This is a genomic window from Kutzneria kofuensis, from assembly GCF_014203355.1.
In the GTDB taxonomy this organism is placed as follows: domain Bacteria; phylum Actinomycetota; class Actinomycetes; order Mycobacteriales; family Pseudonocardiaceae; genus Kutzneria; species Kutzneria kofuensis.
The window spans coordinates 72,833-93,795 of the sequence record NZ_JACHIR010000001.1 but is presented as its reverse complement, the minus strand read 5'-3'; the positions used below and the strand labels follow the sequence as shown (position 1 = coordinate 93,795).

Annotated in this window: 20 protein-coding genes; 11 read left to right on the top strand and 9 right to left on the bottom strand. The window is 69.9% G+C overall.

Going from position 1 to position 20,963, the window contains the following annotated elements; translation table 11 throughout:
- Window positions 1–374 precede the first annotated feature (374 nt).
- Window positions 375–2,003, top strand: a complete 1,629-nt coding sequence (locus BJ998_RS00440; RefSeq protein ID WP_184857416.1) for an ABC-F family ATP-binding cassette domain-containing protein — start codon at window positions 375–377, stop codon at window positions 2,001–2,003.
- A 200-nt stretch (window positions 2,004–2,203) separates the two neighbouring features.
- Window positions 2,204–2,413 carry a helix-turn-helix domain-containing protein gene (locus BJ998_RS48425; protein ID WP_025357225.1) on the top strand — a complete coding sequence of 70 codons (210 nt, stop codon included), beginning with the start codon at window positions 2,204–2,206 and terminating at the stop codon, window positions 2,411–2,413.
- Window positions 2,414–2,489: 76 nt separating this feature from the next.
- On the opposite strand, the gene BJ998_RS48940 is transcribed toward BJ998_RS48425, so the two are convergent.
- From BJ998_RS48940 to BJ998_RS00405, 6 genes are all read right to left on the bottom strand, one after another.
- The gene (locus BJ998_RS48940) at window positions 2,490–4,109 is read right to left on the bottom strand and encodes a penicillin-binding transpeptidase domain-containing protein (protein ID WP_184857414.1); all 1,620 of its coding nucleotides are present in this window, start codon (window positions 4,107–4,109) and stop codon (window positions 2,490–2,492) included.
- Window positions 4,110–4,183: 74 nt separating this feature from the next.
- Complete coding sequence (locus tag BJ998_RS00425) at window positions 4,184–4,906, bottom strand: sugar isomerase domain-containing protein (protein ID WP_184857412.1); 723 nt, start codon at window positions 4,904–4,906, stop codon at window positions 4,184–4,186.
- Window positions 4,907–4,956: 50 nt separating this feature from the next.
- Window positions 4,957–5,274 carry an ArsR/SmtB family transcription factor gene (locus BJ998_RS00420; protein WP_184868321.1) on the bottom strand — a complete coding sequence of 106 codons (318 nt, stop codon included), beginning with the start codon at window positions 5,272–5,274 and terminating at the stop codon, window positions 4,957–4,959.
- A gap of 32 nt (window positions 5,275–5,306) precedes the next feature.
- Window positions 5,307–6,329 (bottom strand): WD40/YVTN/BNR-like repeat-containing protein, encoded by a 1,023-nt coding sequence (locus tag BJ998_RS00415; protein ID WP_184857410.1) that lies wholly within the window; start codon window positions 6,327–6,329, stop codon window positions 5,307–5,309.
- 15 nt (window positions 6,330–6,344) lie between these two features.
- Window positions 6,345–6,920 carry a nucleotidyltransferase family protein gene (locus BJ998_RS00410; protein ID WP_184857408.1) on the bottom strand — a complete coding sequence of 192 codons (576 nt, stop codon included), beginning with the start codon at window positions 6,918–6,920 and terminating at the stop codon, window positions 6,345–6,347.
- 78 nt (window positions 6,921–6,998) lie between these two features.
- On the bottom strand, window positions 6,999–8,177 hold the full coding sequence (locus BJ998_RS00405) for a glycoside hydrolase family 88/105 protein (protein WP_184857406.1): 1,179 nt from the start codon (window positions 8,175–8,177) through the stop codon (window positions 6,999–7,001).
- A gap of 277 nt (window positions 8,178–8,454) precedes the next feature.
- Here BJ998_RS00405 and BJ998_RS00400 point away from each other — a divergent pair, with 277 nt between their 5' ends.
- The 3 genes from BJ998_RS00400 (at window position 8,455) to BJ998_RS00390 (ending at window position 13,211) form a co-directional block, all read left to right on the top strand.
- Complete coding sequence (locus BJ998_RS00400) at window positions 8,455–9,504, top strand: chitosanase (RefSeq protein ID WP_184857405.1); 1,050 nt, start codon at window positions 8,455–8,457, stop codon at window positions 9,502–9,504.
- Between the two features lie 283 nt (window positions 9,505–9,787).
- Window positions 9,788–11,575, top strand: a complete 1,788-nt coding sequence (locus BJ998_RS00395; RefSeq protein WP_221337821.1) for a beta-galactosidase — start codon at window positions 9,788–9,790, stop codon at window positions 11,573–11,575.
- Between the two features lie 58 nt (window positions 11,576–11,633).
- A complete protein-coding gene (locus tag BJ998_RS00390; RefSeq protein WP_184857403.1) occupies window positions 11,634–13,211 on the top strand; it encodes a ricin-type beta-trefoil lectin domain protein in 1,578 nt (525 codons plus the stop codon).
- On the opposite strand, the gene BJ998_RS00385 is transcribed toward BJ998_RS00390, so the two are convergent.
- Window positions 13,204–13,788: a TetR/AcrR family transcriptional regulator gene (locus BJ998_RS00385; RefSeq protein WP_184857401.1), complete on the bottom strand. Its 585-nt coding sequence runs from the start codon at window positions 13,786–13,788 to the stop codon at window positions 13,204–13,206. The two genes, BJ998_RS00390 and BJ998_RS00385, sit on opposite strands and share 8 nt — an antisense overlap.
- Before the next feature lie 40 nt (window positions 13,789–13,828).
- On the opposite strand from BJ998_RS00385, the gene BJ998_RS00380 reads away from it, so the two are divergent.
- A complete protein-coding gene (locus BJ998_RS00380; protein WP_312889852.1) occupies window positions 13,829–14,308 on the top strand; it encodes a GNAT family N-acetyltransferase in 480 nt (159 codons plus the stop codon).
- On the opposite strand, the gene BJ998_RS00375 is transcribed toward BJ998_RS00380, so the two are convergent.
- On the bottom strand, window positions 14,277–15,116 hold the full coding sequence (locus BJ998_RS00375; protein ID WP_184857397.1) for an alpha/beta fold hydrolase: 840 nt from the start codon (window positions 15,114–15,116) through the stop codon (window positions 14,277–14,279). The genes BJ998_RS00380 and BJ998_RS00375 overlap by 32 nt on opposite strands.
- Window positions 15,113–15,715, bottom strand: coding sequence for a phosphatase PAP2 family protein (locus BJ998_RS46950; RefSeq protein WP_184857395.1), 603 nt, complete (start codon window positions 15,713–15,715; stop codon window positions 15,113–15,115). The genes BJ998_RS00375 and BJ998_RS46950 overlap by 4 nt, the downstream gene beginning before the upstream one ends.
- Window positions 15,716–15,878: 163 nt before the next feature.
- Here BJ998_RS46950 and BJ998_RS00365 point away from each other — a divergent pair, with 163 nt between their 5' ends.
- Genes BJ998_RS00365 through BJ998_RS00345 form a run of 5 tightly spaced genes read left to right on the top strand, consistent with a single transcriptional unit; the run spans window position 15,879 to window position 20,941 of the window.
- Window positions 15,879–16,610: an alpha/beta hydrolase gene (locus BJ998_RS00365; RefSeq protein ID WP_184857393.1), complete on the top strand. Its 732-nt coding sequence runs from the start codon at window positions 15,879–15,881 to the stop codon at window positions 16,608–16,610.
- Complete coding sequence (locus BJ998_RS00360; RefSeq protein WP_184857391.1) at window positions 16,607–17,869, top strand: NAD(P)/FAD-dependent oxidoreductase; 1,263 nt, start codon at window positions 16,607–16,609, stop codon at window positions 17,867–17,869. Before BJ998_RS00365 ends, BJ998_RS00360 begins: the two co-directional genes overlap by 4 nt.
- Window positions 17,863–18,582 carry a DUF1365 domain-containing protein gene (locus BJ998_RS00355; RefSeq protein ID WP_184857389.1) on the top strand — a complete coding sequence of 240 codons (720 nt, stop codon included), beginning with the start codon at window positions 17,863–17,865 and terminating at the stop codon, window positions 18,580–18,582. The genes BJ998_RS00360 and BJ998_RS00355 overlap by 7 nt, the downstream gene beginning before the upstream one ends.
- Window positions 18,579–19,826 carry an SAM-dependent methyltransferase gene (locus BJ998_RS00350; protein ID WP_184857387.1) on the top strand — a complete coding sequence of 416 codons (1,248 nt, stop codon included), beginning with the start codon at window positions 18,579–18,581 and terminating at the stop codon, window positions 19,824–19,826. The genes BJ998_RS00355 and BJ998_RS00350 overlap by 4 nt, the downstream gene beginning before the upstream one ends.
- Before the next feature lie 59 nt (window positions 19,827–19,885).
- Window positions 19,886–20,941 (top strand): carbohydrate kinase family protein, encoded by a 1,056-nt coding sequence (locus BJ998_RS00345; RefSeq protein ID WP_312889851.1) that lies wholly within the window; start codon window positions 19,886–19,888, stop codon window positions 20,939–20,941.
- The last annotated feature ends 22 nt before the right edge of the window (window positions 20,942–20,963 follow it).

Below are 20,963 nucleotides of genomic sequence, written 5' to 3'. Positions count from 1 at the left end.
TCCGGGCGCGCGAAAGCACACAGGGAAAGCGCTTACCCCGGAAAGAGATCAAGTGCGGCGGAAATTGATCTCAAGCGGTCACTGAAGGCATTGGCCGTCACTAAAAGTTGTTGATCTAGCAACTTTCCGCGACCGGCGGAGTGTAGGCATAGCTCGAATGGAGTAGTCAAGACATTCACATTTGACGCGTCGTCACTGTGTGTCGTGTCACAGCTGCGTGGCGAAGCCCGGGGGTGGGCGAAATCCGGTCGCGCCGGCACGTAAACTTGATACGTGATCAAGCTGATCTGCTAGGCGGCCTCCGGGCCCGCCGGCCCCGAGGCCGGTGGGCGGACGAGTCCTGCCCGCGATCACACCGACTCCGGAGTTGTGCCTTGATCACCGTCACCGACCTTGAACTGCGCGCGGGTTCGCGCATCCTGCTCTCCGACGCCACGCTGCGCGTGCAGCCGGGTGACCGCATCGGCCTCGTCGGCCGCAACGGCGCGGGCAAGACCACCTCGTTGCGCGTGCTCGCCGGCGAGGGCCAGCCGTATGCGGGCGAGGTCCGCCGCAGCGGCGAACTCGGTTACCTGCCACAGGATCCGCGCGAGGGCGATCTGTCCGTCACGGCCAAGGACCGCGTGCTGTCGGCCCGCGGCCTCGACCAGTTGCTGCGCGAGATGGAGAAGGCGCAGACGACCATGGCCGAGCTGGTCGACCAGGACGCGCTCGACAACGCGGTTCGCAAGTACGGCAAGCTGGAGGAGCGCTTCGGCGCGCTCGGCGGGTACGCCGCCGAGAGCGAGGCCGCGCGCATCTGCGCCAACCTCGGCCTCGCCGACCGCGTGCTCGCGCAGCCGCTGCGCACACTGTCCGGCGGCCAGCGCCGCCGCGTCGAGCTGGCCCGAATCCTGTTCGGCGCCTCGGAATCCGGCGCGGGCGGCAAGGCCGGCACCACGCTGCTGCTGGACGAGCCGACCAACCACCTCGACGCCGACTCCATCTCCTGGCTACGGTCCTTCCTGCGCCAGCACACCGGCGGCCTCGTCGTGATCAGCCACGACGTCGAGTTGCTGGCCGACGTCGTGAACAAGGTCTGGTTCCTGGACGCGACCCGCGGCGAGGTCGACATCTACAACATGGGCTGGGCCAAGTACCTCGAGGCGCGCGCCGCCGACGAGAAGCGCCGCCGCCGCGAGCGGGCCAACGCCGAGAAGAAGGCGTCGGCCCTGATGGCGCAGGCGGACAAGATGCGGGCCAAGGCGACGAAGGCGGTCGCCGCGCAGAACATGGCCAAGCGCGCCGAGAAGCTGCTGTCCGGACTGGAGGACCAGCGGGTCGCCGACAAGGTCGCGCGGATCCGCTTCCCGCAGCCGGCCCCGTGCGGCAAGACCCCGCTGATGGCCGAGGGCCTGAGCAAGTCCTACGGCTCGCTGGAGATCTTCACCGGCGTCGACCTCGCGGTCGACCGCGGCAGCAAGGTTGTGGTGCTCGGGCTGAACGGCGCCGGCAAGACCACGCTGCTGCGCCTGCTCGGCCGCATGGAGAAGCCGGACGCCGGCGAGCTCGTGCCGGGCCACGGCCTGCGGATCGGCTACTACGCGCAGGAGCACGAGACCCTCGATCACGACGCGACGGTCTGGGAGAACATCCGGCACGCCGCGCCGGACGTGCCGGAGCAGCAGCTGCGGTCGCTGCTGGGCACGTTCCTGTTCAGCGGCGAGCAGCTGGACCAGCCGGCCGGCACGCTGTCCGGCGGCGAGAAGACCCGGCTCGCCCTGGCCGGCCTGGTCTCCAGCGCGGCCAACGTGCTTCTGTTGGATGAGCCAACCAACAACCTGGACCCGGCCAGCCGGGAGCAGGTGCTCGACGCGTTGCGCCGCTTCGAGGGCGCGGTCGTGCTCGTCACCCACGACCCGGGGGCCGTTCAGGCGCTGGAACCCGAGCGGGTGATCCTGTTGCCCGACGGCACGGAAGACCACTGGTCGGATGACTACCTCGAGCTCATCGAGTTGGCATGATCCGCTGGTCGAGGCGTTGATCTGCCACAATGGCAACACTGATCACTTCATTCACTCCGGTGATCAGCCAGAGGTAACTCAACGATCACCGAGCGATGATTTTGCTTGATCGTCTGGCGTTCGGGCCCGTCGTGTTCGATCATTGCGACGACAGGGGCCGAACACGGCCCGACCTGCACTCCCACGGAAGGCGGGACAAGGTGGCTGACCTGAAGAAGGGCGCCCGGATCACGGGGCCCACGCGGGACAAGCTGGCCGCTGACCTGAAGAAGAAGTACGAGAAGGGTGCCAGCATCCGCGCCCTCGCGGAGTCCACCGGTCGTTCGTACGGCTTCGTGCACCGGGTGTTGTCCGAGTCCGGCGTGCAGCTTCGGGGCCGGGGCGGCGCCACGAGGACCAAGAAGAAGTAGGGCGAGGCTGCACCCGGACGACCCGTTTCCCCTAGACCATTGGGGTGATCAGCGCCGTCCGGGTGATCAGTTGGGATCAGCCGATCGCGCGCAGGAACGTGCCCGCCACGTTCACCGCGGGGCCGGACGAGTCGGCGTGCGGCAGCAGCACCGCGAAGGCGACGTCGTTGCGGTATCCGACGAACCAGCCGTGGGCCGGGCCGTCGCCGACCTCGGCGGTGCCCGTCTTGCCGAACGTGTTGGGCAGCGACGCCAGCGCGTGCGCGGTGCCCACCGGCGTGCACACCTCATGCATCATGGTGCGCACCTGGTTGAGCACGCTCACCGGCGGCGCCGCGACCATGCCCTGGGCGGTGGTCTGCTGACCCCTGATCAACACCGGCGTCGGCGCCTGTCCGTTGTGGACGGTGGCGGCGACGACAGCCATGCCGAACGGGCTGACCAGGTCGGTGCCCTGGCCGAAGCCGTCGACCGCGCGATCGACCTCGTCGGTCGCGGTATCGACGCGCCCGGTGTTGGTCGTGATGCCCGGGATGTCGTAGTCCACGCCGAGGCCGAGTTGCCGTGCGGCGGTGGGTAAGTCGTTCGCGCCCAGATTCGCCGCGAGTTGGGCGAACGTGGTGTTGCACGACTTCGCGAACGCCGTGTGCACCTGGGTAGCATAATCGGGCGGGCTGCCGGCGACGACGCCGTCCTCGTTGGGGACCGTGCGCGGTCCGATGTGGACGGTCGGCGGACAGGACACAGCGGAGTTCCCGGTCACGCCGTGCTGCAACGCCGCGGTTGCCGTCACGATCTTGAATGTGGAGCCGGGCGGGAACGTGCCGGTGAGCGGGCTCAGTCCGCTGCTGTCGAACGCGGCATTGGTGGCGACGCTCAGGATTTCGCCGGTGGACGCCTGCATCGCGACCAGCGTGGCCGCGCCCTGGAAGCCGTCCACCGCCTTCTGCGCCGCCGCCTGCGTGCCGGCGTCGATCGTCAGCGCGTAGGCCGCCTTCTTCGTGCCCTCCTGCTGGCCCAGCGTCTTCACGTCAGTGCCGGCGGCGTCCACGATGGTGATCGAATGCCCGTCGACGGCCTGCAGATCACCGCCGATCGCTTGCTGCACACCGGCTTTGAGCGTCTTCGGCACGGCGTCGAGCTGCATCGGCTTGCCGTCGCGGTCGGTCAGCGTCGAGCCGCCGGGCGTGGTGCGCAGCGTCAGTGACTGGCCCTTGGCCAGCTCCGGGTGGATGTCCGCGTCCGACCAGTGGACGAGCCATTTCCCGTTGCGCTGCACCAATTGCAGCGTCACCTGGTAGGGCAGGTCGAACTGGCCCAGGCGCCAGTCCACGTTCACGGTGGCCGCGTTGTTCGCGGCGTCGCCCGCCACGCTCGCGGTCAACCGAGCGGCACTCATGTTCTTGTACAGCGTCGTGAGCGCCGCGGTCGACGCCGTCGGGTCGTCGGTCAGCGCCGCCGCGGCCGAGGCGTCGAGCGCGCCGAAGGACTGCGCGTAGTCGTGGGCCACATCGTTGGCGGACAACGGCTGCGGGTCCGTCACCGGCGAGTTGGTGACGTACTTCGACGGCGGTCCGGGCATGAGCAGCAGGTACCCGGCGGTGGCGATGACGGCGACCACCGCCGTGCCGCCCGTGCCCAGAATCCACCATCTGGTCTTCGACTGCATGAAGTTCAGGCCCCCCTTGAGCGTCACGTGCCTCGACGGACGCTAGCCCCTTCCCGACTTCCCTTCCTCGGTATTTCTACTCACCGCCGGTGTCGGTTCCGTCACGCCAGCACGTCGATGCGGGGCGTGTACTTGGCCAGCAGCGCCTTGTTGGCCGCGTCGCCGCCCTCCACGTTGGCGCTGCGCCACAACGGCAGCTCGAAGCCGGTCGCCGTGGCGCGGTCCAGCAACCGCACCAGCAGCAGGTTCCACAGGAACGCGTTGGCCAGCGACGAACTCGGGGCCGTCACCGGGGCGCCCGGCGGATAGGCGGAATCGCCCGGAATGACCAGGTTGTCCAGCACGAACGAGGCCTCCTCGGCCAGCGTCGTGCCGGCCCGCTTCGGCGCCACCGAGCTGGTCGCGATCGAGGTGAACGCCACCACCGGCGTGCCGGCCGCCTTCGCCTGCCGGGCCAGCTCCACCGGGTACGGGTTGATGCCCGAGGTGGAGAAGATGATCAGCACGTCCCGCTCGGTCAGCTCCACGCCGGTCAGCACCTCCGCGGCCAGGCCCGACTTGCGCTCCGCGGTCGTGCTGGACACCGCGCCGTGCATCGGCAGCAGCGAGGGGTGGTAGAGCGGGCGCACGCAGGCCAGGCCGCCCGCGCGGTAGAAGGTCTCGGCGACGGCGGCCAGCGAGTGCCCGGCGCCCGCCGCGAGCACCGTGCCGTCCGCCTTGATCGCGGCCAGCAGCACGTCCGCGACCTTGTCCAGCGCGTCCGCGTTGTGCCGCTCGATCCGGCCCAGCTCCTCGCGCAGGAAGGTGCCGTAGTCCTCGGTCATTCAGTTGCCTCCGTGGCGGTGTTTTGGTCCATACCACTGTGCCCTGGCCGTCAAGAGTCCTCGCCGGCCACCCGGTCCAGGTGGCGTTCGAGCGCGTCCAGGTGGTCCGACCAGAGCCGCCGGTACGGCGCGAGCCAGTCGTCCAGCTCCCGCAGCGGGTCCAGGCGCAGCCGGTAGCAGCGGCGCTGCGCGTCCACCCGGACCGTCACCAGACCGGCCTCGCGCAGCACGCGCAGGTGCTTGGACACCGCCGGCTGGCTCAGCTCCAGCTGGTCGACGAGCTGGCCGACGGACCGCTCCTCGGTCCGCAGCAGGTCGAGGATCCGGCGCCGGCTCGGCTCGGCGAGCACTTCGAAGGTCGTGGCCACCAGGTTGGAGTACGTCACCGGCTATATGCTTGTCAAGGCATGAGCGTGGCGACGCGGCCGTGCTCGCCGGCGGCCCAGCACGTCACCGGCGTCGGGCAGGACACCGTGTCGAAGCTGCCGGTGTCGAACTGCCGCCAGTGCCGTCCGCCGTCCAGGCTCAGATCGCTGCCGTTGGGGCCGACCGCGACCACAGCGTTCCCGAGCAGCCACGCCGCTCCCGAGCGGTAGCCGCTGACCGTGGACGCCTGCCAGCTGCGGCCGGCGTCCTGGCTGGTCGCCGCCGATCCCGTCATCGGCGCCGAGTAGTCGCCGCCGACCGCGACGCCGTGCCTCGGGTCGCGGAACGCCACCGCGAACACGCCGGAGGAGGCGCTGCTGGGCAGGGGAGTGGCCGTCTCGTGCCAGGTGCGGCCGCGGTCCGTCGAGTGGTAGATCCGGGACTGCGCCCCGCCACCGCTGCCGATCCACGCATCTTGGCCGCCGCTCGTGGCGATGCACTGGCCGCTGGCCGCGAATCCCGCCTCGCCCTGCTGTGCCTCGGGCATGCCGGCGTCGGGCAGCACTTGCCAGCTGCGGCCGCCGTCGTCGGTCGACAGCACCTCGAACCGGCCGTTCACCGGGTCACCGACGATCAGGCCGTGCCGCTGGTCGAAGAACGCCATGCAGTCGTAGAAGGCGTTCGGGTCGGCGTTCGTCTGCGTCTGCTGCCACGACTTGCCGCCGTCCTCCGTGCGGTAGACCCGGGAGCTGTCCCCCGGGCCGATCGACAACGCCACCGCGTGAAGCGCGTCGAACGCCTGGACGTCACGGAAATCCAGCGCTGCCGCGTTCGGCGGCGCCACCTGGCGCCAGCTCCTGCCGCCGTCGGTCGTCCGCAGGATCGTGCCCGCGCTGCCGCTCGCCCACGCCACCAGCGGGCTCACTGCCGACAGTCCGCGCAACCGGGCGTCGCTTCCCGTCGGGTGCAGCCGCCATGTCGGCCCTGGTGCGGCCGCCGCCGTCGTCGCCGTGGTGACCACCAGCAACGCCGCCACGATTCCCGTGATCCACCTCATTGGGCGGACGCTACCTCACCGGGGAAGGTCCTCCGGGCGGTCCACGTCGTGCCCGTCGGCCACATCTTCACAGGCCACTTCCGTCACCTCGTGCCGCCGCAGATACGCCCTCGCCCCGCTGTCCCCCTGCGCCAGCTCGTGGACCCCTTGCCAGTGCTCGCGCCCGATCAACACCGGATGCCCCCGCCTGCCGTTGTAGGTCGCCGCCGCCAACACGTCCGGCGTCGCGTGCCCGAGCACCCGCTCGATCGCCTCCGCCGTGACGCCCGGCAGGTCCACCGTCATCACCGCCACCGCGCCCACCCCTTGCGCCGCTGTCCCTTGCAGCGCCTCGATTCCCTTGCGCAGCGACGACCCCATCCCGCTCGGCCAGTCGGGATTCTCGACCACCTCGGCGTCCCCGAGATCCGCCTCGCGGACTTTCTCCGCCGCCGCCCCCGCCACGACGACGATCCGGCCGCACCCCGCCGCCCGCAGCCGATCCACCGTCGACTCCACGAACAGCCGCCCGCCGTGGGACACCAGCGCCTTCGGCATCCCGTACCGCCGGCCCTCCCCGGCCGCCAGCACCAGCCCCGCCACGCTCGCCATGCCGGCGAGCCTATCCGGGGGGCACGGAAGGCCGCCTTGCTCGCGCCGGACGCGGGCAAGGCGGCCTTGTCCGTGCCGCTAGTGGTGGGTGCCGCGCATCTGTTCGTTCATGATCAGGAACGCGCCGAGACCGTGCGGGTCGTTGGTGGCCCGGGGCCGGGCCAGGTAGAAGGCGGTGTCGCCGACGTTGGTGCCGATGCAGATGTCGGCGATGTTGGTCAGGCCGTCACTGCCGAGGGACACCTTGGCCAGCACGCCCTTGTAACCCTTGTCGGCCACGGCCTGGTAGCTGTGGTCGATGTAGCCCTTCTGCACGGCCTTGGACACCATGTAGGTGAACATCGCCGAGCACGAGGTCTCGGTCCAGTTGCCGGACAGGGTCGGCTTCTCGGGCACCTGGAACCAGCGGCCGGTGGCGGGGTCCTGGTACTTGCGGATGGCCTTGGCCAGGTTCTGGACGTTCTTGATGATCTTCGCGCGGTTGGGGTCGGAGCGCGGGGTGTAGTCGAGGACGTCGACGCTGGCCATGGAGTACCAGCCGATGGACCGGCACCAGAACTCGGAGGAGTGGTGCGTGGCGGGGTCGGCCCAGGTCTGCGTGCCGGACTCGTCGTAGGCGTGGAAGAAGAAGCCGGACGGGTCGGCGAGGTGGCTGCCGTAGGTGACGAGCTGCTTGGCGGCCTCGGCGTTGGCGTACGTGGCGTCGTCGAAGGTGGCGCCGTAGCGCTCCAGGAACGGCAGCACCATGTAGGTGCCGTCCAGCCACAGCTGGTGCTCACGGCTGGTGGCGTGCCAGAAACCGCCGTCGGAGGTGCGCGGGTAGGTGTTCAGGCGGGTCCGGATCTGCGCGGCCGCCTTCTGGTACCGGGGATCCTTGGTCTCCTGGTACAGCAGCACCAGCAGGTTGCCGGACTGCATGGAGTCCAGGCTGTTGAAGCTGTTGCTCACCTTGCCGTTCGCGTCGACGAAGCGGTCGACCCAGGCCTTGATGTAGTCCAGGTACGCCTTGTCGTGGGTGCGCTTGTAGACGAGGTACTGGCCGTAGAGGTACAGGCCGGTCTGGTAGCCCCAGCTGCCGAGCGTGGCCGGCGTGAAGCGCTTCATGGTCGAGTCGACGACGGCCTTCGACCAGTCCGTCGCGGACGGTGGCTGTGCGGGGGCGGCGGTGGCCGCGACCGGCAGGATCGGGGCGAGGCTGGCGACCAGGACGATCCCGATCCGGCGGATCCAGCTGCCCCGCGTGCGCGGGCTGGGCATCGTGCTCCTCTCGATGGAGCCCGCGGCGGGAGGCTCGTGGCTGTCGATGAACGAGTACTCCGGTCACGCCTGCGTCGTCAAGGCTGGACATCCGATCTATAGCCGTAGTATCTGTTCGGAATACGTTTACATCGAAGAAGTCATCCGATGGGTCGGCCTACGGCGTTCGGCTGAGCCCGGGCGGGTCGGGCCGGGGGCCGTTCGGTTGAACCGCGCGGCTCCCACCTGCGTAAATCCAGCGGTGTGCGCAATCCGATCGAGCACGGAGCGAACTCGAGTGGAGTCCAGTCAGCCGCGGTCGAAGGGATTCTGGGACGTCCAGGTCGGCGGCCTGCCGCTGCGAACCGCGGTACCCGTGGCCCTCGCGCTGGTGACGAGTGTCGGCATCGCGTTCACGACGATGTGGCCGGGCTCCAGCGAGAACACGGCGCTACCGCCGGTCGTGCCCACCGGGCCATCGGTGATCACGTTGCCGCCGGCCGGATCCCCGCCGCCGGTCACCTCCACCTCGCCGACCGGCGGCACGTCCTCGACCACCGGCGGCGCCACGACAACGACGACCACGGCCAGCAAGCCCCCGGCCGGGCCGACACTGCCGCCCCGGGTGGTGACGATGCTGGACGACATCACCGCCGTGTTCGAACAAGGCAAGACCACACCGCAGTACGCCAGCATCGTCAACGACCATGACGGCTGCGGCTTCAAGGCCGGCTGGGCCAGCTTCTGCACCGCCCGCGGCGACGTGTTCACCGTGGTCAGCCAGTACACCGACGACGTGCCCGACAATCCGCTCCGCCGCTACCTGCCCACCCTGCAGAAGCTGGGCGAGTCCCACAGCGACGACACCGGCGCCCTCGGCGACTCGTTCGTCAACGACTGGCGGACCGCCGCCGCCGACCGGAGATTCGACGACGTCCAGCTCAAGGTCGGCCACGAGCTGTTCCTCACGCCGGCGCTGGCCATCGCCAACCAGCTCAACATCCGCAGCACCCTCGGCGCCGAGGACCTGTTCGACACCGCGCTGATGATGGGCCCCAGCAGCAGCGACTGCGACGGCCTGCCCAAGCTCATCACCGAGTCCATCATCGAGGCCTCCGGCACCCCGGTGTCCGGCGTCGCCGAGCCGGTTTTCCTGGCCGCCTTCAACAAGATCCGGCTCAAGCACCTGCGCAACCCCTGCACCCCCGGCCGGCAGAAGGTATGGAGCGAGGCTGTCGACCGGGTACAGGCGCTGCAGCAGTTGGCGGACAAGAACTGCTGGAAGCTCGACCCGCCGCTGACGATCGGCGCGGACTTCAACCTGACCATCAAGACGCCGAGCGATTAGGCCGCCGCCCCGGTCGTGGCGGCGTCGAGTACCTGCGCTGCCTCTGCGGTAGCCGGCTGGCCCGGGTCGACGGCGTGATCGTCGGCGCCATCAGTTCAGACCCTGACTGCGCGAAACTGCTCGGTTTCCCTACTTTTGGCGCATGGACGCGCAGTAGTGCTCGCCCGTAGTGTCCGTTCGCGGCGACTAGCTGGGTGGGAGGCAAGCCATGGAGATGGCTCGGCGGTGGTTCCTGGCCATGGGCGGATTGGCGCCGCTAGCTGCGGTTATGCCGGGCCAACCGGTGAGACGGGAGCAGTCGGGGCGGTGCGGCCACCGCTTCGCCTTCGCGCCCGACGGCAGCGGCTTCCTGCTCGACTGCCAGCGGTTCCAGATCCGCGGCGGCGAGATGCACCCGGCCCGCATCCCGGTCGAGCACTGGCGGCATCGCATCGCCATGGCCAAGGCGATGGGCCTGAACACGATCTCGATCTACGTGATGTGGAACTACGTGGAGCCGCGACCGGGCGTGTTCGACTTCCGCACCGAGCGCCGCGACGTGGAGGCGTTCGTCCGGCTCTGCCGGGCCGAGGGCATGTGGGTGCTGCTGCGCCCCGGCCCGTACGTCTGCGGCGAGTGGGACCTCGGCGGCATCCCGCCGTATCTGCTGGCCGTCAAGGACATCAAGCTGCGCGTGGACGCCGACGAACGCTACCTGGCGGCGGTCCGCCGCTACATCGGCCAGCTCGCTCCGCGGATCCGCCCGCTGATGGTCGCCAACGGCGGCCCGATCCTGATGGTGCAGATCGAGAACGAGTACGGCTCCTACGGCAGCGACCCCGCCTACCTGGAGCAACTCCGCCAGCTGTGGATCGAGCACGGCGTCGACGGCCCGTTCTACACCGAGGACGGCCTGGGCCAGCTGGAGCAGAACCACAGCAACGTCAAGGGCGGGGCGATCGCGCTGAGCGGCGGCGACGCGGCGTCCATCGCCGCCGCCCGCAAGGCGTTCCCGGCCGTGCCGGCGATGGCCGGCGAGGTGTATCCGGGCTGGCTGACGCACTGGGGCGACAAGAACTTCGCCGGGCCGACCGACATCACGGCGGACCTCAAGGCGTTCATGGCCGAAGGCCTGTCGTTCAACCTGTACATGGTGCACGGCGGCACCAGTTTCGGCTTCTCCGCCGGCGCCAACGCCAACGACCTCTCCGGCGGCTACCAGCCCGATGTCACCAGCTACGACTACGCCGCGCCGATCACGGAGCAGGGCGTGGCAACTCCGCAGTACCACGCCTATCGCGACCTGATCGCCGGCTACCTGCGGGCACTGCCGCCGATTCCCGATCCGAAGCCGACAATCGTCCCCGCGCCGGTCACGCCGACCGTGTACGCGTCGCTGTGGGACAACCTCCCCGACGCCGTGGCGTCGACGGACCCGCAGCCGTTCGAGATGCTCGGCCAGAGTTACGGCTTCGCCTTGTACCGCACGAGAATCGCCGGCGCCGGTGAGCTCGACATCCGCTGGGTGCACGACTACGCCACGGTGTTCGTCGACGGTCACTACCAGGGCGGCTTCTCCCGCCCGCTGATCCCCGACGCGGAATCGAAGAAACTCAACGTCACCAACAACAACGCGCCGCTGGCCCTGACGATGTCCGGCACCACGCTGGACATCCTGGTCGAGGGCATGGGCCGGACCAACTACGGCCACGCCATCGTGGACCGCAAGGGCATTCTCGAATCGGTCTCCCTCAACGGATCGAAGCTCGCCGGCTGGCAGATCTTCCCGCTGCCGCTGGACGACATCGGCACACTCAAGCCGATCGTCAAGGACGCCAAGCGGCCCGGCCTGTTCTTCCGGGCCACGCTCACCCTCGACGTGGTCGGCGACACCTACCTGGACATGTCCCGCTGGACCAAGGGCGTGGTGTGGGTGAACGGCAACAACCTGGGCCGGTACTGGGAGATCGGCCCGCAGCACCGGCTGTTCTGCCCGGCGCCGTGGCTTCGGCCGGGGCGCAACGAGATCGTGGTGCTGGACCTGCACCAGACCACGCCGCAACCGATCGGCTTCGCCCGAACCCTGGCCTGAAGCCCGACCACCGCAACCGATCAGCCTGGCCCGCACCTTGAGCTGAAAGGCATCCGCCGTGCCATCAACGATCCTGCTCGCCGCGGTCACGGCCGCGTCGCTGCTGACGCCCGTGACCACCGCCGCCGAGCCGACCCTGGCCGAAACGCCGCCGATGGGCTGGAACGACTGGGCGCACTACCAGTGCGACTTCACCGAGCAGACCATCCTCTCCAACGCCGACGCCCTGGTCTCGACCGGCCTGGCGGCCAAGGGCTACAACACGGTCACCATCGACGACTGCTGGATGGCGAAATCCCGTGACGGCAACGGAAACCTCGTCGCCGACCCGGTGAGGTTCCCGGACGGCATGGCCTACGTCGGCCGGTACCTGCACGACAAGGGCCTCAAGTTCGGCATCTACGAGGACGCGGGCACGCTCACCTGCGGCGGCTATCCGGGCAGCTGGAACCACTTCCAGCAGGACGCCGACCTGTTCGCGGGCTGGGGCGTGGACTACCTCAAGTTGGACGGGTGCAATGTGCCGACGGTGCCGGGCCAGACCGAGGAACAGACCTACAAGTCGGCCTACGCCCAGCAGTCCGCCGCGCTCGCGAAGACCGGCCGGAAGATCGTCTTCTCCGAGTCGGCGCCGGCCTACTTCCAGGGGCAGACCTCCTGGTACACGGTGTTGAGCTGGGTGAAGCAGTACGGCCAGCTCTGGCGCGAGGGCTACGACATCGCCACGTACGACAAGAACAAGCCGAACGCCAGCCGCTGGGGCAGCGTGCTCGGCAACTACGGCTACAACAACCCGCTCGGCCGCTACGCCGGTCCGGGCAACTGGAACGACCCCGACTTTCTCATCGCCGGTGACGGCGGCATGACGGCCGACGAGTCCCGCAGCCAGGTCGCCCTGTGGGCGATGATGGCCGCGCCGATGATCCTCAGCTCGGACGTGACCACGCTGTCGTCGACGGCGATCGCGACGCTCGGCAACGCGGACATCCTTGCGGTGGACCAGGATCGGCTGGGCAAGCAGGGCACGGTCTACGCCCAGAACGGCACGACCGACGTGCTCTACCGGCCGCTGGCCAACGGCGACCGCGCGGTGGCGATCCTCAACCGCAGCGGTTCCTCGGTCACCACGAGCACCACCGGCGGGCTGCCGAGTTGTTCCTACACGGCCAAGGACCTGTGGACCGGCAAGACCTCGAACGCCATCAGCGCGATGATTCCCGCACATGGCACCGGCATCTTCCGCGTCACGCCGGGCAACGACTGCGGTGCGGTCGATCCGATCGGCCAGATCTCCGGCACGAGCGGCAAGTGCGTGGACGACTCCGGCAGCGGCACCGCCGACGGCAATCCGGTGATCCTGTGGCCCTGCACCGGAAACCCGAACCAGCGCTGGCAGACGTCGAACGGAACCGTCCGAACCCTCGGCAAGTGCCTGACCAACAGCGGCAACAAGGCGGTACTGTCCACATGCGACGGCACCGGCAGCCAGCAGTGGTCGTACAAGCTGAACGGGAACCTCGTCAACCAGGGGCTGTGCCTCGACGTCACGGGCGGTGGCAGCGCTGACGGGACGGCGTTGCAGCTGTATGCCTGCGGCGACAACCAGCTGAACCAGATCTGGGCGCTGCCTAGCTGAGCCCCAACGCCGTCAGCGTCCGGTCCAGCGCGGCCTCCTGAAGCTCAGCGCTGTACGTCTCCGGGTCCGCCGATGCCAGTGCGGCCGCGCCCTCGGCCATGCCCATCAACGCCAGTGCGGCCGTGGACACCTCGTCTGGTGACCACGAAGGAGCGGCGGCGGCAACGAGTCGCAGGATTCGTTGCCGCCACGCCCTGGTGTTGACCCGATGCAGCTCAAGCAGCTCGGAGTCGCCGACCGTGGCGGCGAGAAAGCCGATCCACACCACGCTTTCCGTCGTGCCGGCCTCGGTGATCGCCAATCCCTGGGCCAGCACGGCCCGCAGCGCTTCCCGGGGTGTCGACGCGGCCGCCTCCAACGCTTCGACGCGCAACCGGGTCCGCTCGTGCAGCAACTCCCGGGCGTGCCGGAGCAACGCGCGGCGGTTGGGGAAGCGGTGCATCACGAGCCCGGTGGTGCAGCCGGCGGCGGCCGCCACGGCACGGATGGTCAGGTGCTCCAGGCCCTGCTGGGCCAGTACGTCCCACACCGCCTGCGACAGCTGCTCCGCCGCCCGCGGGTTCGCGACTCGTGACATGAAACCCTCCCGTAACAGACGTTACCGTAACATCTGTTCCGTGACGACCGTAGAACACCGCCCCTGGGACGACCCGAACGGCATCCACCTGCGCGAACGCCAGCGCGAAGAGATTCTCGCCCGCTACGGCGGCGAGGACACGGAGCCGGGCGTGCACCCGAGCGCCGCCGACGTCGCCGTCTTCCTGATCGCCTTCGACGACGCCGGCACGCCGCTGGGCTGCGGCGCGCTACGCCAACTCGACGACACGTCCGCCGAGGTCAAGCGCATGTACGTGGAGCCGGCGGCGCGCGGCACCGGCGTGGCGACGGCCGTGCTCCGGGCCCTGGAGCAGGCGGCCGTCGACCGCGGCTGGACCACCGTGCGGCTGGAGACCGGCACCGGCCAGCCCGACGCGATCCGCTTCTACGAGCGCGAGGGCTACCGCCCGATCCCGCTCTACGGCGACTACGTCGGCAGCGAGGTCTCCCTCTGCTACGAGCGCGTGCTCAGCCCCGGTGTGCCAGCAGATGCTCGATGAGCAGCCGGCACAGCTCCTCCGGCGCCTCCTCCGGGATCCAGTGCGAGACGTCCTCCACGATCTCCAGCCGGTACGGCCCGGTGACGTGCTTCTCGGTGGCCAGCACGCCGGCCGAGCCGATCGCGTTGTCCTCGGTGCTCCACACCATCAGCGTCGGCACCTCGACCGGGCCGACCTCGCCCGTCAGGTCCATGGCGCGGTACCAGTTCAGCGCCGCGGTCAGCGCCCCCGGCTGCGTGAAGCGGTCCAGGTAGTGCTCGACGTGGTCCTCGGGGACCTTCCAGTCGTAGATCCGGCGCAGCTTGTCGGCCTCGTCCGCGAGCAGCATCTTCTCCGCCGACCCGGCCTGCCGGAACGTGGTGATGTACCGGGACCGCTCGTGCTGGTCCTCGTCGGTGGCGCGAGCGTGGTCGAACGCCGCCGGGTGCGGCACCGACACGGCGGTCAGCGTGCGCACGCGCTCCGGCATGGCGGCCGCCGTCGCCCACGCCACGATCGCGCCCCAGTCGTGGCCGACCAGGTCGAAACGCTGCCAGCCCAGCTCGTCGGCGATCGCCGCGACGTCGCCGACCAACTCCTCCAGTCGGTAGTCGCTGACGTGCTCGGGACGCACCCCGGGGGAGTAGCCGCGCTGGTCCGGGGCCACCGCGCGGCAGCCGCCGCCCCCGAGCACTCGCAGCTGCTGCTCCCATTCCAGCGACGACTGCGGGAAGCCGTGCAGCAGCAGCACCTCGCGGCCGTCCTCGTCGCCGCTGGCCAGCGCGTCGAACGTGCCGGCGGGCGTGGAGATGCGCGTTTTCTCGATCACACAGTCGACTCTAGCGCCCGCTCCTCGACGAGCTGATCCTCGTCCCACCGAGTCGTGAACCGGTTGACGAACTTGTCCTGCCACAGCAGCGTGACGCCCCAGACCGCCAGGCCGGCGATGGTGGCCAGCAGCGCGCCGGCGGTGATGTCGGCCGGGTAGTGCACGCCGACGAACACCCGGGAGATCGCCACCAGGGCGGCCACGCCCATGAAGTACGGGCCCCACTTGGCCGAGACGAAGAACCAGACCGCGATCGCCAGCGCGAACGAGGCCGTGGCGTGGTCGCTGGGCAGCGACACCCCGGGGTCGTGGGTGATCAGCATGTGCACCTGGTGGGTCTGGAACGGCCGCAGCGACAGGCCGAACATCCGCACCACCACCGACAGCACCAGGCCGATGGCCAGCGTGGCTCCGACCTGCCCGATCCGCCACGCGCCCACCGGCCACCAGCCGTCCTGCCTGGCCCGCAGGAAGGTCACCACGGCGCCGGCGGCGAACAGCAGGAAGATCAGGTACTTCGCGGCGAAGACCATCAGCACGTCCAGCGGGCCGAACTTCCCGGCGAGCCCGTTGACCAAGCCGAAGATCTCGTAGTTCACGCGCGCTCCTCACAGACTCGATGTCGATCAAGGATGCCGCACCGGCGGTTGGCCCCTGATTCACCCCCTGGTCATCTTCTCCACACTGCCAGGACATCCGGCGACGCGCATGTACGCCAAAGTCACGGCGAACCGGAGCAACCTCCGCTGCGAATGCCCTGGCATGCCCAGCTCAGTCGCCCCCGGCCTGCGGGAACGGGGTGAAGTCCGGCGGCCCACCGGTGTGGCGCTGCTGTTGCACGGAGGTCGTTCCCGCAGCCACGAACCGGCTACCAGGGCAAACCTCACCTACGTGCGGATGGTGCCGTTCGCCCGCGACCTGGCGTGGCACGGCCGCAAGCACGGCCTACTGGCGGCCCAGCTCAGCTACCGGTACCGCGGCTGGAACGACGGGGACCCCGTCGAAGACACCCACTGGGCGCTCGATCGCCTGCGTGAACGACACGGTGAGTTGCCGGTCGTGCTGGTCGGCCACTCCATGGGCGGCCGGACCGCATTGCACGCCGCCGCCGACCCGCACGTGCTGGGCGTTTGCGCGCTGGCGCCGTGGACGGAACCGGGGGAGCCGGTCGCGCAGCTGGCCGGGAAGTCGCTGCTGATCGCGCACGGTGACCGCGAGCGCTGGACCGACCCGCGCCTGTCCTACGACTACGCGGTCCGGGCCAAGGCCGTCACGAGCGACGTCTGCCGCTTCGAGGTGCACGGCGACGGGCACGCGATGCTGCGCCGCGCGGGCGAATGGACGAGATTGGTCCGAAGTTTTGTCCTCGGTCGCCTGGATTACGAACCGATGCCGGCCTGGATCGCGAACGCTGTGCATGAACCGTCGCCGCGGGGCCTCCGGGTGCCGCTGAGCCTGAAAGGGGCCGCCGGAATGAACAGGTCGCCCGAATGACGAGGGGCACAGTCGCGGTGATCGGTTCGGGCGTGGCCGGGCTGACCGCCGCCTACCTGCTGCAACGCCGCTACGACGTGTCGCTGTTCGAGGCCGACGCGAGGCTGGGCGGGCACGCCCACACGCACGACCTGCCGACCCAGGGCGGCGGCTTCGTCGCCGTGGACAGCGGGTTCATCGTGCACAACGAGAGCTCGTATCCGAACCTGTTGCGGCTGTTCCACGAGCTGGGCGTGGCAACGCGGGACTCGGAGATGTCGATGAGCGTCCGCTGCGACGGCTGCGGCCTCGAATACGCCGGCGCGCGGCAGCTGCCGGGCCTGTTCGCCCAGCGGGCCAACGCCGTTCGCGGGCGGTACCTGCGGATGCTGGCCGAGGTGAAGCGGTTCCACCGGCATGCGCGGCGGGTGATGGACGACGAACGGGCCGGCGACGTCACGCTGGGCGCATTCCTCGCTGTCGGCGGCTATTCCCCGTACTTCGTGCAGCACTTCATGGTTCCGGTGGTGTCGGCGGTGTGGTCGGCGGGGGAGACGCAGTCGCTGAGCTACCCGGCGCGGTACCTGTTCAGGTTCCTCGCCAACCACGGCATGTTGTCGGTCGGCGGGTCCCCGCAGTGGAAAACCGTCGTCGGCGGATCGCGTCGCTACGTGGAGCGGGCCGCGAAGGGCCTGTCCGCGGTGGAGATCTCGACGCCGATCCGGGCCCTGAGCCGGACCTCCGGCGGGGTGGCGATCCGGGACGACGCCGACCAGACGCACGAGTTCGACAAGGTCGTCGTCGCCACCCATCCGGATCAGGCCCTCCGGCTGCTGGTCTCACCGTCCACTGCGGAACGCGAAGTGCTCGGGGCGTTCGAGTACTCCCGCAACGAGACCTGGCTGCACAGCGACCCGTCCGTACTGCCGGTGAGCCCCGGGGCGCGGGCCTCGTGGAACTACCTCAAGACCAGTTGCCACGACGGCGGCGGCCCGGTCCTCGTCAGCTACGACATGAACCGGTTGATGCGACTGGACACCCCGGTCGGCTACATCGTGACGTTGAACGCGACCGACCGGGTCGCGCCGGACGCCGTGATCGCCAAGATGGTGTACGAACATCCGATCTACACGCCCGCCGCGTTGGCCGCGCAGCGGCGGCTGCCGTCGCTGAACGACGGAACCGTCGCGTACGCGGGGGCTTATCACGGCTGGGGATTCCACGAGGACGGCTGCGCCGCCGGGGTGCGGGCGGCCGAGTCGATGGGCGTCACGTGGTAGCCGCCGCGCTGTACGACGTCGAGGTCGCGCACTCCCGGCGGGAACGCATCGACTACGCGTTCAAGCACCGGGTGTTCCTGTGGCTCGTCGACCTCGACGAGCTGCCGGCGCTGCCCCGATGGCTGCGGCCGTTCGCCCGCTTCCAATCCCGGGACCACCTCGGGGTTCCGACGCGGACCATCCGCCAGAACCTCGACGCCTACCTGGCGGACCACGGCATCCGGTGCTCGCGGATCCTGATGCTGGCCAACGCGCGGTCGCTCGGGCACGTCTTCAACCCGCTGACCGTGTTCTGGTGCTACAACGACGCGGCGCTGGCCTGTGTGGTCGCCGAGGTGCACAACACGTACGGGGAAAGGCACTGCTACCTGCTCTTCCCCGACGAGACCGGGCGCGCCCGCGCCGACAAGGAGTTCTACGTCTCGCCGTTCCTCGACCTCGGCGGCGAGTACCTGATGCGGTTCGGCGAGCCCGGGCCGACCCTGTCCGTCACCATCGCGCTGCGGCAGAACGGGCGGACCCCGCTCACCGCCACGCTGCGCGGGCACCGGCTGCCGGCGACCCCGTCCGCCCTGGTCAGGCTGCTGGTCAAGCGGCCACTGACCACGCACCGCGTGTCCGCGTTGATTCGCACGCACGGCATCGCCCTGTGGCTGCGCCGGATCCCGATCGTCCCCCGTACCCCGCACGAGGCCCAGGAGACAGCGCGATGACCAGAACCCGGTCCGTTCCGTTGCCCAGCAAGGGGATCTGGCCAGGGCTGGCGACCGTCCCGCGGTCGCCGCTGCGGGCCGCCGTCGCCGAGCGGCTGTTCCGGCACGCCGTCCGCGAGATCCCGGTGCGCGTCGAGTTCCCCGACGGCCGGGTGCTCGGGGCCGGCGGCCCGGACGCGCCGGTGATGCGCCTGCACCGGCCGACGCACTTCTTCCACCGGCTCGGGGCCGACGCCAAGATCGGCTTCGGCGAGGCGTACATGGTGGGGGACTGGTCGAGCCCCGACGTGGCCGACGTCCTGACACCGTTCGCCGCACGCATGGCTACCCTCGTGCCGCGGCCGCTGCAGGCGCTGCGCCGGATCGCCGAGCGCACCCAGCCGGAGGTGGAGGACAACGACCTCGCCGGCGCGCGGGAGAACATCCACCGGCACTACGACCTGTCCAACGACCTGTTCGCGATCTTCCTCGACGAGACGATGACGTACTCATCGGCCTGGTTCGCCGCAGTGTCTGATTCCTCGGGGAAGCAGGATCTCGTCGACGCCCAGCTGCGCAAGATCGACGGCGTGCTGGACTTCGCCGGGGTCGGCGGCGGCACGCACGTGCTGGAGATCGGCACGGGCTGGGGCGCGTTGGCGATCCGGGCCGCGCTGCGGGGCGCCCGCGTGACGACGCTGACCCTGTCGGCCGAGCAGAAGGCGCTGGCCGAGCAGCGGATCCAGGCCGCCGGCGTGGCCGACCGCGTGCAGGTCGTGCTGCGTGACTACCGAGAGGCGCACGGCAGCTACGACGCCGTGGTCAGCGTCGAGATGATCGAGGCCGTCGGCAAGGGGTACTGGCCGACCTACTTCGCCACCCTGGACCGGCTGGTCCGGCCCGGCGGGCGGATCGGGCTGCAGGCCATCACCATGCCGCACGACCGGATGCTGGCCACGGCGAACGCGTACACGTGGATGCACAAGTACGTGTTCCCCGGCGGCTTGATCCCCTCCGTGGAGGCGATCGAGGACGCCGTCGCCCAGCACACCGGCCTGCGGGTGGCGCACGACCGGGCGTTCGGGCCGGACTACGCGCTGACGCTGCGGCTGTGGCGGCGGCGGTTCCTGGAGCGCTGGCAGGAGGTCGCGGCGCTGGGCTTCGACGAGACGTTCCGCCGGATGTGGGAGTTCTACCTGGCCTACTCGGAGGCCGGATTCCGGGCCGGCTACCTCGACGTGCACCAGTTCTGCCTGGCCAAGTGAGCAGGCATCACCCGCCCGAGTGCCGTTGATCTTGGTTGACGCGGCGTCGGAGTCCTAAGGTGACCAGGGTGGCAACGGCGTCTACAGAGCAGAGCCCGGAGTTCGACGTGCTGCTGTCCGGCACGGTGTTCCTGGACATCATCTTCACCGGGCTGGCGCACCAGCCGGCGGCCGGCACCGAGGTGTGGTCGACCGGGCTGGGCTCCAGCCCCGGCGGCATCGCCAACCTCGCGGTCGCGCTGAGCCGGCTGCAGCTGCGCACCGCGCTGGCCGCCGCCTTCGGCGAGGACCTGTACGGCGACTTCTGCTGGGAGGTGCTGGCCAACCAGGAGAACGTCGACCTGTCGTGCAGCCGGCGGTTCTACGGCTGGCACTCGCCGCTGACCGTGTCGATGGCCGTCGACCGCGACCGCAGCATGGTCACGCACGGTCACCCCTCGCCGGTCGGCCCGGACGAGCTGCTCAACCCGCCGCCGACCACACGCGCCGCGTACGTCCACGTCGACCTGCAGGAGGAGCAGTGGGTCGGCGCCGTCAAGGCGCAGGGGGCGCTGCTGTTCGCCGACGTCGGCTGGGACCCCACCGAGCAGTGGGCGCCTTCCATGCTGCGGAAACTCGACGGGTACGACGTGTTCCTGCCCAACGCCGTGGAGGCGATGAGCTACACCCGTGAGGACACGCCCGAGCAGGCCGCCCGCAAGCTCGCCGAGCTGGTGCCGGTGGTGGTCGTCACCCGGGGCGGGAACGGGGCCTACGCCGTCGACTCGGCCAACGGCGTCACCGTCGACGTCGGCGGGTTGAACATGGCCGCCCTGGACCCCACCGGGGCCGGCGACGTGTTCGGGGCGGGTTTCGTGTTCGGGACGCTGGCGGGCTGGCCCCTCGCCGACCGGGTGAACTTCGCCAACCTGTGCGCCGCGCTGTCCGTGCAGCACTTCGGCGGGTCGCTGTCGGCCCCGGGCTGGCACGACATCGCCAGCTGGTGGCGGCACCTGGGGCGGCGCGACGCCGACGAGCTGCACCCGTACGAGTTCCTCAACAACGTGCTGCCCACCGACCCGGCGGCCATGGTGCGCCGGGCCAGCGCCACCATCGGCCTCCGCGGCCTCAGCTGACCCCCGCGAGTCACGCTCTCAG

Bases quoted from the DNA above. Each gene is read 5' to 3' on its own strand.
- BJ998_RS00425 (WP_184857412.1), bottom strand. From the start codon at position 4,906: ATGACCGAGGACTACGGCACCTTCCTGCGCGAGGAGCTGGGCCGGATC.
- BJ998_RS00415 (WP_184857410.1), bottom strand. From the start codon at position 6,329: ATGAGGTGGATCACGGGAATCGTGGCGGCGTTGCTGGTGGTCACCACG.
- BJ998_RS00365 (WP_184857393.1), top strand. From the start codon at position 15,879: ATGCCCAGCTCAGTCGCCCCCGGCCTGCGGGAACGGGGTGAAGTCCGG.
- BJ998_RS00410 (WP_184857408.1), bottom strand. From the start codon at position 6,920: ATGGCGAGCGTGGCGGGGCTGGTGCTGGCGGCCGGGGAGGGCCGGCGG.
- BJ998_RS00385 (WP_184857401.1), bottom strand. From the start codon at position 13,788: ATGTCACGAGTCGCGAACCCGCGGGCGGCGGAGCAGCTGTCGCAGGCG.
- BJ998_RS00405 (WP_184857406.1), bottom strand. From the start codon at position 8,177: ATGCCCAGCCCGCGCACGCGGGGCAGCTGGATCCGCCGGATCGGGATC.
- BJ998_RS00350 (WP_184857387.1), top strand. From the start codon at position 18,579: ATGACCAGAACCCGGTCCGTTCCGTTGCCCAGCAAGGGGATCTGGCCA.
- BJ998_RS00360 (WP_184857391.1), top strand. From the start codon at position 16,607: ATGACGAGGGGCACAGTCGCGGTGATCGGTTCGGGCGTGGCCGGGCTG.